The sequence below is a fragment of the Enterobacter sp. PL_is511 genome (genome assembly GCF_055816065.1).
Window position 1 is genome coordinate 238,853 of the sequence record NZ_JBVPGP010000020.1, and the last position, 12,451, is coordinate 251,303.

Sequence of the window (12,451 nt, forward strand, 5' to 3'; positions counted from 1 at the left end):
TATTTTACATTGCAGTCGTTTGCCCTTTCACATAACGTAACTGACACTTTTACCGGTTAAGGAGCTTCGCCGTGTTTTACGTGATTTACTCTGAAGATGTTGCTGATTCGCTCGAAAAACGCCAGGCTGTGCGCCCTGCGCATCTGGCACGTTTGCAGTTGCTTCAGGATGAAGGTCGATTACTGACCGCCGGCCCTATGCCTGCAGTAGACAGTAACGATCCGGGCGCCGCCGGTTTTGCCGGCTCTACGGTTATTGCTGAGTTTGAATCCCAGGAAGCCGCTCAGGCCTGGGCTGACGCAGATCCGTATGTTGCGGCAGGTGTATATGCGAAGGTGACGGTTCGACCGTATAAGAAAGTGTTCTGATACCAAAGCGGCTCCGCAAGGAGCCTTTTTTATAGCCCCGGTTGTGCGTCTTTATACCGGGTAAACTGCTGCTCTGTAATCAGGCTTCCCCACTGGTCCCCTTCCCACTCTTTTACCAGCGTAAACCCAAACGACTCGTACAGACGCCGGGCGGCGGTCAGCTTATTGAATGTCCAGAGGTGCACGGCTGAAAAACCGGCGCTATCGCAGAACCGCATCGCTTCATTCAGCAGTTTTTTCCCCACGCCGTGTCCCCGACAGCCATCGTCAAGAATAAACCAGCGAAGATGGGCTTCACCCGGCGCCAGATCCTCGCCATCTATCGCCACTGACCCCGCTATCCTGCCGTTCATCATCGCCAGCCAGATCTGGTTGCACGGCTTATCCAACCGTTCACTAAATTCTGCGAGTCCTGTCGCCACTTTGGCCTCAAAAAAGCGTCCAAAATGATGTTCACGAGCGTAATAACTCCCGTGCATTTCCGCTATACGGCCAATCATGCCGGGGATATACCCCTGCACTATCGTAAGCTCGTCAGGGTGCGTCTCGTTGCCCGACTCACGGCATGCCTGCAGCGCATTGGCATAAAGGGTGAGCCCCTCCGAAATGGTCTGCTGCTGGGCAGGAGCAAGACATTTTATTGCTGAGACCACGCGCTCATTGCTGAAGGTATTAATTTTACTGACCGTCTCATGCCCTTTCTCGGTCAGCCTGAGGCTCTTTGCTCTCGCGTCCTCAGTAGAAATAACTTCCTCGAGTTCGCCCGCGGCAATCAGGCGAGACAGCATCCGGCTGACGCTGGACTTTTCCAGGCCCAGCAGTTGCACCAGCTGACTCGCCGTCATCTGTTTGCGTAAGGCGATTTCGACCAGGGTATGGACGGCCGAAGGTGAGTAGCTCGTTGAGGCCAGGGTAGAACCCATAAAACCTAACTCTCGCACCATGAGGCGCGAGGAACGTCGAATAACGCTGACTACCGGGGTTTCGCTGTGCATGTTCTGTCCTCATCATTTAGTTGTACTATACAACTAAATGATGAGGGATTGTCAAACAGAATAAAAAAGGCTCCCGCAGGAGCTTTTATAACCACATCAACACACTGAAAAAAAAGGATTTATTTCAGTTCATGTCCACAGATTGACCACATCATCACTAAAGCCCCATACTCTGGGGCTTTAGTTTATTGTACTTTTAAAGGGCTGGAGAGCTTTAAACAACGGCCAACGCCGGTTTACACTTTGGTAAATTGTTTGAACATTGTGTCAGTTCTGCTTTGTTCCTTAACCCATCGCGATGAAGTCAAACCAATAAGCGATCTGCACTCAAATCTCTGTCTTTCATCTACAGATAAAATCGGTAGGTACTCACAGCCATACTCTGACAGAAATCATGCACAATCCCAAAAGAAGCGGTACGATGTACCAAACGGATAACCCCTATTGGCTGGCCACATTGGTACAGCTCACCTGCTCTTACAGTGTTACGGAGTAATTGAATGGACGTGTTAGGTAAAGCAATAGAACTTTGTAAAAGTATTGAAACACTGCTGATAAAGGCACAATCCCGAAATCCATCATTAGATGCATCTAGCACCTACGATACCTTGGCACCTAAATGCATCAATAATGAGAATATGCAGGAGTATTTCAGAGCATTAAAGTTTGCATTGTCCAAAAAAGAAGTTAGAAATATTGCCATCACGGGTAACTATGGCGCAGGAAAAAGTACGGTTGTATCCTCATTTATGAAATATCACTGCAGTGAAAAGTACATGAATGTATCTTTGGCAGGGTTCGATATGATGGAAAATGACAAAAACACTTCCCTTACTAATCAGGAAGTCGAACTCAGTATCTTGCAGCAAATTCTATATAAAGAAAATAGAGATAAACTCCCAGACTCAAAGATAGATAGAATATTAAATAGGAGTTTATTTCATACCCTGAAAACATATTTTTCATTGATAAAAATTGCTATACCCACAACCGCTTTTCTGGGAATTCTATTTTTTGAGAGGGTTTCAGAATGGTTTAAACTCCCTCAAGAATGGACCAATATATTGCATGAAAATGCAATCGCAAGAGTTCTAGCGTTGACTATACTCGCATTCATTTCACTTTTTTTCCTCACACAAACTGCATCACGAGTTGGTATATTTGATAAGAAAATCAGACTAGGTAAAATTGCCTTTCTTAGCGGAGGTATGGAATTTAACGATAAAGAATCTTCATCTTTGTTAAACAACTGCCTAGATGAAATTGTTTATTTTTTTTCACGCCGCCCATATAAAATCGTTGTATTTGAAGATCTTGACCGACTTGGAACACCAGAGATATTCGTTAAACTCCGTGAAATAAATAAGATTATCAACAATAATCTTTCAAATAAAAAACCAGTTAGGTTCATCTATGCTGTTAGAGACGATATGTTCATGAATGCCGATGGTAGAACAAAATTCTTTGATTTTATCCTACCTATCGTGCCATTTATGGATAGCAGAAATGCTTTTACGCTACTCAAAAACAAAACTCCGTCTCTTGATAAATCAAGCGATAAGCATCTGAAAAGCATTGCCCCCTACATCAACGATATGCGAAGCTTACTTAATATAATAAATGAATTCAACACATTCAGTAAAATAGTTGACAACTCTAAAAACACCATAAAACTTTTTGCACTTGTCTTTTATAAAAACATTTACACTTTAGATTATCATCTTGCTGATAAAAAAACCGGATTGCTTTATCTGTTCATCCATAATTATCGCACTCAAAGGCTGCATGCTGAATATTTTGAATCTCTTGATGAGAGACTTGAAGAACTTTTTGAAACATCCATCAAGCTTGAAGAGGATATTGCCAATACGCCTTATGATATTCGAAAAGATATTCTTATAAAACTTATCCCAGAATTACTCTGGGGAAAAGTTTTCATTGCATATAAAAACAACAATAATCGATTTACGCTTTGCGACAGTGCTGAACTGGTTAAAAATGAAGAATACTTCCTAGAAACATTCTCTGGAAATAAAACACTTTATGTTGGATATACAAATCAATATGGTAATGATCAGTTTTCCTCTCTAACAGCAGAGGCCACAAACATTCTTTTATCGAGTTACTATGATAGGGTCAAATTAGTTGGTCAAGATAAAACAAAAACATTCCAGCTTGTAAATCGCGAAATACGTGATTTAGAAAACACAATAAGATCCAGAAATGCCATACCTCTTGATGAATTAATTAAGTCCAGTGGTCGTGAAAAATTTGAAGTTACTGCAAAGCAATATCTTGATGAGATGGAAATGCATGATTATGTGTCAAAGCAGCAACTTCATATATTGCGGACTGATATGCAATATGGTGGATTAGATGCCTTGTATGTTCTGCTCTCTGGTGGATTATTAATGCAAGATTTTATGTCATATCGCTCTATTTTTCATGAAGGATCAATGACGGTGAACGACAATGACTTCATCAAAGCCATAGGTCAGGGTTTAGAATTTGAAAAATCCAATCAAGATTTTTACATAGATGATGCTGAAAAGGTTATTTTAGAACTGGCAGAACAAAAAAGAATTTACTCCGATGGCGCACTGCACTACCAATTATTAACCCACATCATTGATATAAACAGCAGATATCTTACGGGAATGGTAGCATCGCTTTTTAGAAAATCAGATCAGTACATTTACAATGCTTTTGAAATACTTAGCATTAAGTTTGTTACCTACTCAACTTTCGAAGCTTTTGTTATCAGAGCATTAAAGATCAGTGGTTATCTGGAACGTATGCTAATAGCATTAAAAACGAATAGAGAATCACCTTATAATACTAACATATCAATCACCGTGCTTTCCTGCACGTCACCAGAGAAATATGAAGAAAAAGAAGAATTCAGAAACTATCTTCATTTCATAGGTAGTAAAATCATTCACCACATCAAAGATGATAATTTACCTGCATTTCTTACCAACATCCTAAAAGTTAACGTATGTTACAATGAATTATTCACTCCAAAAACACCTAATGAATTTTCAGCTATAAGTTTCATTGCTGAAAATAACCTCTATCAAATAACTAAAGAAAACGTAGGTGTAGTTCTATACTCTTATGTACATTCTGACGAAACCATTAATCCTGAATACGCTCAGAAAAAACCATGGAGTATTATAACACAGTATAAATTAAGCGCCCCATTTAAATATTATACAGCTAACATCAATACTTTTGTCCAAAATGTATTCGTCTATGCCGATGAACCCAGTCATTACATTAAAGAAATGCTCGCGAGAAATGAATTAAGTGATGAATCAAAAGAGAAAATTGTTAAAATCATGGATTTCACTCTTTCCGAACTCACTGGACTGACATCCGAATCAACATTTAATGATGGTAATGAGTTAATTTCTTTTGAGGACCTTTTCTATCAGTATGACCGCGTCATTCCAAGCTGGTCAGCACTAATGGATTACATATCTATTGACTGTAACGCGGCTATTTTGCATGATTGGTTGACAAATCATGCTTTGGATTTAGCAAAACTTAGCAAACCATCAATTGATGTAGAAGACTATGTTCCATTATATAAAAAAATAATCTGCAATGATTTATTCGATGATAATACTTATGAAACTCTCCTATCCTCCATTGAAATCAATATTGAACAGATTGACGATCAACTGAGTGTTCGTAACTTCGGTAGGCTTGTTAAACTTGGCAAGATTATACTTTCTAATGAATCATATCGAATTATAGAGTCAATATACATCGAGCCTGACGAAAAACTGACTGAGTATTTAGTCCTATTGTTCAGCCAACATAAAGATATTTTTCTATCCAATAGCGATTTTTACCTAGGGAAAAACAAATCCTCTTTCGATAAAACCCTTGATTCTTTAATGCTTAGTGACTTATTTAATGATGATATTAAGGCGCAGTTAGTCCTTCAATATTCTGAATATTACCTTGACTTGGATATTTCTAAAATTAACTTACCTAATTCTGTATCATTACTGTCAATCAAATTAAGTAATAATTTAAATCTTAATGCAATACTTCTCGCCAGAATGATTTCCCGCGGCTACCGTAATAAACCTAGCATTGCCGATATATGCCATAAGATTAATGAGGCTGATTTATCTAATGTATTCATCAAACGTACTCAAGCAATTATCACAGCCAATAATGATGATCTCGTATATCTCATCCTTGAATATTCCCGTGATGCAGGCATCATTAAGGACTTTGAGAAACGTGATGACAGTAAAATTACTGTTACAATTACACGAGAAAAAGATGATATTAGCTAATAAAATATACAAGCAGACCTAAAAATTCATTAGAGCCAAGCGTATTAGACTACAATAGTATTAAATAATAGAGAGCCCCGCATTTGCGGAGCCCTCTAGTTGATCACATCCATTGGATCTGATGTTGACCTGACGTGGTAGGATGCGGCGGCGCTGGCAAAACTTCACCTGGTGAAACGATAAAACGCGAAAGGGTTTCGGTAGTCACAAAGGTGCAACTGCAGTTGATGTTCTGGCACTGGTGATAACGCTCTTTTGTTGTATCGGAAAAATAGCGACTAGTGCGAGTGTGAGCGGCGTAATGGCATTTTGGACAGTGAAACATGGAGAGCACCCCAGAGCGTTATTGACGCATCGATCTTAACAATTAAAGTCTTATACATCAAATACATAAACAAATTTTATTGCATTACATCTTCGCTTTCATACTCCACATCCGAAACCTTAACCTCAAGCTCTAAGCCCGTCGTGTAGCCGTTCCCGTTGAGGTTATGCACCACCCGGCTGATTATCCACGCCTGCTCGTCTATAACGCGCTTAAAGCCTTTTACCGCGACTGGCGTTTCAGGAAATAAATCCGCCCGGCCAATTGCCAGCGAGATTGAAAACTCCGCAACGCCGCGCTGCAGCTTGTCCCACTTTGCCTGAGCAGCGCGCATGGCCTGCGCCTTTGTCGCGTAGATGGTCGTGAGCTCCAGTACGTTGTCAGATTCACCGGCCATATACTCACCCTCGCGCGCTTCCTGCTCTTTTTGGGTTTTGACCTTTGTCGGGGCTTTGGTCGCTTTCGGGTGCTGCAGCGCGCGGAGGTGCTGCTCTTTCGGTTTGCGCTGGAGCTTTACCTTTTGTTTCTGCGGCTTCGGGTCTTTGGTGTGCAGCCATTTTGCCGACACGCCGGTGTAGGCTTCCCGGTCAGCAATGGCAAACTGATGACGATCGCCGTCCCCGCGCTCAAGCGTCATCTGCGGAATTGGCTTTCCGCTGGCCGTCTTACCGTTCCCCGCTTTCAGGAATAACAGTTTCCCCGCTTTTACCGAAACCGCCGCACCGTTCCGGTCAGCCAGGCGGGACAGAAACACCGCGTCGGATTCCTGCGACTGGTCAATGTGAGGCACGGCGACGGCTTTAAGCGTGTCGGCCACGCTGGCCGTCAGCTTATTGCGTGCCGCAATCGTCTCCACAATTTGCCCGAGCGTGGTGTCATGCCATGACTGTTCCCGGCGCGAGTTCAGCGTCCCGCGAAAATCGGCGCTGCGCCCCCGGATGGTGAGCGTATCAGGCGCGCCCCTGTGCTCGATTTCGTCGACCGTGAACGTCCCTTTTTTAATCAGCGCGGAACCCTGCCAGCCTAACCACAGCGTCAACGTTGCGCCGCGCGGTGGCAAAGCTATCTGGCCGTCAGTGTCATCAAGCTCGATATCGAGCTGGTCGGCCTCGAATCCGCGATTATCGGTCATGGTCAGGCTGATTAGGCGGTCACTAAAATCCTGCGTGATATCCTCGTTATCCAGCTTGAGCATAAACGCCGGAGCTATCTTCGCCCCGGCCTGAATATTCATACCCGTAATCATCCCGCCAGTCCTCCCAGCCAGTTACCGGCAGACGTGACCAGATTGTCGGCCTGCGTTTTCAGGTCGCCATAAATGGCCGCCAGCGATTTATCGACCCGCTTAAGGGACAGGCTAAACTCGATTTTTCTCGCCGCTCCGTCGCTGAATAGCTCGGTGTGCGTGTGCGTCACTTTGTCGATGACATACATGCCGTGGATCATGCCCGTTCCGTCAATCAGCGGCCACGCTCGCCCCTCGTCTGCCATCAGCTCGATGGCGGTCAGTGACAGACGTCCGCCGGTAATTTCGGGATAGAGCACGCCCGACAGCGTGCGCGTGGTTTCCCCTTCCCCGAGATACTGGTAAGCCGGTGGCTTGCCGATACGGTCGTTTGACGCCCAGCGGTAATCCTTCGAATACTGCATGGACTGATAGGGCAGCGTACGGCGCTCAAACACAAACAAACCTAAAACCATTAACATACTTTATCCCCCTCAGTCATGGCGCATACTTGAGCGCTGACGCGCACGGTTTTCACGGTCGAATTTATCGACAGCCTCGCGGAGTTGCCGGTCAAGGTCGCTGCCCGGCGCGATGCCACCATTTAGATTAATGTTGTATTCAGGCTTGCTTTGGTCGACGTAAGTCTTACCCGTGGGTGCCGTTACCGGCTGATATGCCTGATAACCGCCATATGCTGAGGTTGCCGGAATATAAGACCCATTTTGCGAGCCGGTGGCGGCACTGGCTTTAGCGGCCTTCTGGTCAAGGTCGCTCGATTCTTTATTGATAACCCCGAGCTTTTCCAGCAGCCAGTTAACGCCGGTGCGCAATGTATTAAAGCTTTTGAGCGGTAACATCAGCGCTTCGGCCAGCATCTTACCGAACATCACACCCGCATTTTTGCAGCTGTCGAGCGTCTCCTGCGTCGACTTAACCGGTGCTATCAGGTCTTTAAACCACTGCCACGCCGCTTTCAGTTTGTCACCCAGCCAGTCAAAAACCGGCTTTAACGGTTCGAATAATTCCGTTACAGGGGCAAAAGCCTGCTTTAGCCCCTCCATTACACCCGAGAAAAACGCCCTGATTGGCTCCCAGTATTTGCGGATAAGCAGCGCACCGGCGACGATGGCAACGCCAATAGCCACTATCGGCCAGGTAAGCGCCCCGAGCACGGCCATAATGGCACCGCCCACCACCGAGAAAATCGTTCCGAGCAGCGATGCACCGGCTATTAACATATTAATGCCGGTAATAACCGGCCAGGCAACGAGACCAATTGCCCCGACGATGCCAATTATTGCCAGTACGCCGCCTGCGATAATGCCGATGGTCTGCGCCAGCCCCTGATTTTTCTGGATCCAGCCGTCGAGCTTTAACACATATTTCGTGGCGGTCTGCGTGAGCTTACGCAGTGAGCCCTCCTGCTGGTCAAACAGGTCAGTACCGACGGCCTCATAAGCTGACTGGAATTCTTTGAAGTCGCCTCCGAGGTTGTCCTGCATGATTTTGACCAGTTCAGCGGTTTTCCCGTCCGAGGCTTTAAACGCCGCCGTGAGCTGGTCGAGCTTGCCGCTTGAGGCCGCGGTCATCAGTACCGCCGCCGCCGAGCTGGCTTCCTCACCAAAGATGGTTTTCATGTACTCGCCTTTCTGGCTGGTTCCGAGATTGTTTTTCTCAAAACTGCGCTGCATTTCTTTCAGAATGGCGAATATCGGGCGCGTGTTGCCCTTGCTGTCAGACGTTTTAACGCCGAGCTCTTTGATAGCCTCGTATGCCTTACCGGTCGGAGCCTGCAGGCGACTCAGGACGGCACGGCTGCCCGTCCCCGCCATCGAGCCGGTGATTTTGGCGTCATGGAGCGCGCCGACCATTGCGGCGGTCTGCTCGATGCTGACCCCGGCATTTTTTGCCACCGGCGCGGCATACGTCAGCGCGTCGCTCAGCCCGTCAAAGTCAGCGGCCGTTTTGTTCATGGTCATCGACAACACGTCGCCAATGTGGGCGATCTGGTCGTTTGACATCTGAAACGCGGATTTCATACCCGTCAGCAGCGCGGCGTTTTCTTCCATCGAGCGACGGTTAGACAGCGCCATATTCAGCGTGACCGGCGTCGCCGCCTGAATCGCTGCGGCATCCCCGCCGCTTTTCGCAATGATAATCTGCGCGCTGGCCGCATCATCTGCAGACGCAGCGGTATTGTCCCCGAGCTGGCGCGCCTGTTTGCGCAGCGCCTCCATTTCGGGTGACTGTTTATCGACCCCGAGCACGGCCTGCAGCTCAGAGTTTTTCTGTGCAAAGTCATAACCGGGTGTGAGTAATTTCACTCCGGCGATCGTTCCCGCCGTGGCGATACCGACGCCCGCCGCGCCTGCCGCTGCAGCGCCTCCGGCAAGGGATTTTCCGGTCTGATAACGCTCTTTAACGCGACTGAGTCGCGCCTGCTGTTGACTGACCCGCGCCAGTGCCTCGCGCTGCCGGTTAAGCTGAGCGGTCGTCTCACTGATGCTGGTTTTCAGGCGGCGCTCATCCGCCGAGAGAGTACGGGTATTAATACCGGCCTGCGCGAGCTCGGTGCGCTGGCGCTGTACCGACTGCCTGAGGCTGTTGTATTTGAGCTGCAGGTCAGCGGCGGATTTCCTGGCCGCCTCCATCGCGCGCGCCTGCGCGATTGTCGGGTTCTGCGTGTTTTTAAACTGGACGGCCAGCGCGGCGGCTTCCTGTTTCGCCTTGTTAAGCGACTGGCCTGTCACGGCAAGCTGTGCGCTCGCTTTCCTGAATCCGTCAATTCGGCCAGCCTGCGCATTCAGATCGCGCAGGCTGTTTTGAGAAGTGCGGATATCGCCAGCAAGGGTCTTGCTGGCAGTCTGGATAGCTTTGAGCGGTCGGCTTGCCCGGTCTACTGCGTTCAGCAGTACCTCAATCCTGACGTTATTGCTCATGGTGGTGTCCGCTTCGCTGCAGCGCCTTTTCGCGCCATGTGATGAGCTCGGTCACGCTCAGGGAATTTAGCTCTGATGGCGGCCAGTGAAATATCACCGCGATATCCGCCATCAGGTCATCGACCGAAAGGTTGTCCGGGAAGGTCAGCGAGCCGAAGATGGCGACAAAAAACCGACCACCTTACCGGCGAACAAAATCAGGTCTGACGCTTCCAGACGCATGACCTCGGGCTCGGTCAGCGACGGGTACGTCATGCGCGGCAGCACCTTAATCAGCGCATCGACGTCAGAGTTTGCCAGCGAGGCCAGACTCACACCGCGCAGGGTTCCCGCGTTAGGTTTAGTCACGGTCACCTGTTCGATTTTCTGCTCACCGCGCATGACAGGATTATCGAGGATCACAATGTTTGGGTTTTCGGTTTCGGTGGTGGCGGTTTCGTTGATGTTTTCCATGATGTCGCTCTCTTTGAATGTGAGTAAGTGACCGGCCAGCCTGGCTGACCGGTTGACGGGTTACAGGCCAATCGCCCGGCGGTGCTCAGCGAGACGGTCGACGCCGTCGACTTTCATCACCATGTTGACGACGTCAATCTCGATGACCTCTTTGCCGTCGATCGTGAGCTGGTAGTACGCGCACTCGGTCGCGATTTTGGTCGTGCCGCTTTCGCCCTGTTTGTTCTCGCCGCCGTCGTACTCCTTGTGACGGCCACGCATGACCACCTCAACGGCGGAAATTGCGCCGGTGTCATCGCGCTGGAATGAGCCGGTGAAGCGCAGCGGCACGCTATCCGCGCCCGGTGACGCGTACTGCGCCCACAGTTCGACGTCAGGCAGGCCGCCCAGCGTCCACTCAAGCGACAGCGCGTCGTCGTCGAGGCCGAGGTCAACCGACACCGAGCCCGGCATCCCGCCGCCGCGATATTTTTCAAGCTTTCGGGTCAGCTTTGGCAGGGTGACGGATTCAACGACGCCCATGTAGCTGAGACCGTCGTTAAACATATTCAGGTATTTAAGTTTGCGTGGTAACGCCATACTCTGAGCTCCTTAGCTGTTGACCGAGTCTGACAGGTCTGCCAGATAGGTATCGGTGATGCGCTGGCGCAGGGTCAGGTTTTCCAGCGGCGGGACGGGGGTGTAGTCGTAATCGATATACAGTTTCCCGGCTTTGAGGGTTTCCACGCTGTTTGACTCCGGGTCGTACCAGCAGGAGCCGTCAACGATATAGCCGTTATTTTTCAGCTCGCGGAATTTGGCATTGATACCGGCGACGATGTCGCGGATGAGCGTTGCGGAAACGGGCTTATCCATCGCCCACGCGTGCGCCTCCGCCATCGTGTCGGCCAGCACCTGCGCCGTGCGGGTGTAGTTTTCAAACACGAATAACGGATCGTCAGAGCATGTGCGGTTGCCCCAAAATTTAAAGCCGTCGTTGCGAATGAGCGTTGTCACCCCGGCCTGATTCAGCAGGTTGGCGTCGGTAGCCTGCTCCTGCAAATCCCATGAGACCGAGGCGCTGACGCCGGTGACGCCATTCACGCCGACGTTGGACAGCGTTTTGTGCCAGCCGGTCTCCTGGTCGATTCTGGCGCGCAGGCCGAGCGCGCGGGCGGTCGCCCATGCAATATCCGTTTCGTTCGCCGTGGTGTCCCATGCCAGAAAATCAGGATGAATGACCATGAGCTCGCGCTGGCTGAAGTTCTCACGGTATTTGATGGCGTCGGAAATGGTCTTGCAGCCCCACGCGCTAACATAGCCAAACGCGCGCAGGCTCTGGCAGGTCGACGCAAGTGCAGTCGCCACTTCCTGCGTGTCCAGCCCCGGCACGCCGAGAATGCGCGGCTTAACGCCGGTGACGGTTTTCGCCGTTAACAGCGCTTTCAGCCCGGTGTATTTGCCGTTTTCGTCGGTCGTGCCGATGATGTTGGAAATGGTTTCTTTCTGCGCTGCTTCCGGGTCTGACGGTTCGTCGGTACCTTCGGGAACTCGCACCACCACAATGACTGGCTTGCACTGGTCGGCGATGGCCTGCAGGGATTTTGACAGCGTGCCTTTTTTACCGGCTTTACCGATAGCCGTTTGCACGCTGGTAATCAGCACCGGCTCGTTAAGGGGAAACGTCTTGTCGTCAGCATCGCTGGCCGTGCAGACCATGCCGATGATGGCCGTCGAGACGGTGGAAATGGTGCGCGTGCCATCGTTAATCTCGATGACCTCGACGCCGTGATGATAGTCGCCCATCTGTTTAACTCCGTGGTTAAGGGGTGCGACTATTTTCTGTTG

11 protein-coding genes are annotated in these 12,451 nt (G+C 48.9%); 2 read left to right on the plus strand and 9 right to left on the minus strand.

The genetic code is table 11. The annotated features are described in order from the left end of the window. The first annotated feature begins 71 nt into the window (after positions 1 to 71). Positions 72 to 368 carry a YciI family protein gene (locus AC0TN7_RS08790; RefSeq protein ID WP_024907101.1) on the plus strand — a complete coding sequence of 99 codons (297 nt, stop codon included), beginning with the start codon at positions 72 to 74 and terminating at the stop codon, positions 366 to 368. A 29-nt stretch (positions 369 to 397) separates the two neighbouring features. On the opposite strand, the gene AC0TN7_RS08795 is transcribed toward AC0TN7_RS08790, so the two are convergent. After that, positions 398 to 1,363, minus strand: coding sequence for a bifunctional helix-turn-helix transcriptional regulator/GNAT family N-acetyltransferase (locus tag AC0TN7_RS08795; RefSeq protein ID WP_473702073.1), 966 nt, complete (start codon positions 1,361 to 1,363; stop codon positions 398 to 400). A gap of 500 nt (positions 1,364 to 1,863) precedes the next feature. On the opposite strand from AC0TN7_RS08795, the gene AC0TN7_RS08800 reads away from it, so the two are divergent. After that, positions 1,864 to 5,679: a YobI family P-loop NTPase gene (locus tag AC0TN7_RS08800; protein WP_473702074.1), complete on the plus strand. Its 3,816-nt coding sequence runs from the start codon at positions 1,864 to 1,866 to the stop codon at positions 5,677 to 5,679. A 103-nt stretch (positions 5,680 to 5,782) separates the two neighbouring features. On the opposite strand, the gene AC0TN7_RS08805 is transcribed toward AC0TN7_RS08800, so the two are convergent. From AC0TN7_RS08805 to AC0TN7_RS08840, 8 genes are all read right to left on the minus strand, one after another. After that, positions 5,783 to 6,004, minus strand: a complete 222-nt coding sequence (locus AC0TN7_RS08805) for a DNA-binding transcriptional regulator (protein ID WP_370976783.1) — start codon at positions 6,002 to 6,004, stop codon at positions 5,783 to 5,785. Between the two features lie 76 nt (positions 6,005 to 6,080). Continuing rightward, the gene (locus AC0TN7_RS08810) at positions 6,081 to 7,250 is read right to left on the minus strand and encodes a phage late control D family protein (RefSeq protein WP_473702075.1); all 1,170 of its coding nucleotides are present in this window, start codon (positions 7,248 to 7,250) and stop codon (positions 6,081 to 6,083) included. Then, complete coding sequence (locus tag AC0TN7_RS08815; RefSeq protein ID WP_232945670.1) at positions 7,247 to 7,711, minus strand: phage tail protein; 465 nt, start codon at positions 7,709 to 7,711, stop codon at positions 7,247 to 7,249. Before AC0TN7_RS08815 ends, AC0TN7_RS08810 begins: the two co-directional genes overlap by 4 nt. Before the next feature lie 12 nt (positions 7,712 to 7,723). Further along, entirely contained in the window at positions 7,724 to 10,171 is a 2,448-nt protein-coding gene (locus AC0TN7_RS08820) for a phage tail tape measure protein (RefSeq protein ID WP_473702076.1), read from the minus strand. After that, on the minus strand, positions 10,161 to 10,319 hold the full coding sequence (locus tag AC0TN7_RS08825) for a GpE family phage tail protein (protein WP_240326290.1): 159 nt from the start codon (positions 10,317 to 10,319) through the stop codon (positions 10,161 to 10,163). Before AC0TN7_RS08825 ends, AC0TN7_RS08820 begins: the two co-directional genes overlap by 11 nt. Next, positions 10,316 to 10,624 carry a phage tail assembly protein gene (locus AC0TN7_RS08830; protein ID WP_473702077.1) on the minus strand — a complete coding sequence of 103 codons (309 nt, stop codon included), beginning with the start codon at positions 10,622 to 10,624 and terminating at the stop codon, positions 10,316 to 10,318. Before AC0TN7_RS08830 ends, AC0TN7_RS08825 begins: the two co-directional genes overlap by 4 nt. A 60-nt stretch (positions 10,625 to 10,684) precedes the next feature. Further along, entirely contained in the window at positions 10,685 to 11,203 is a 519-nt protein-coding gene (locus tag AC0TN7_RS08835; RefSeq protein WP_370976779.1) for a phage major tail tube protein, read from the minus strand. A 12-nt stretch (positions 11,204 to 11,215) separates the two neighbouring features. Beyond that, positions 11,216 to 12,409 carry a phage tail sheath protein gene (locus AC0TN7_RS08840; protein ID WP_370976778.1) on the minus strand — a complete coding sequence of 398 codons (1,194 nt, stop codon included), beginning with the start codon at positions 12,407 to 12,409 and terminating at the stop codon, positions 11,216 to 11,218. Between the last annotated feature and the right edge of the window lie 42 nt (positions 12,410 to 12,451).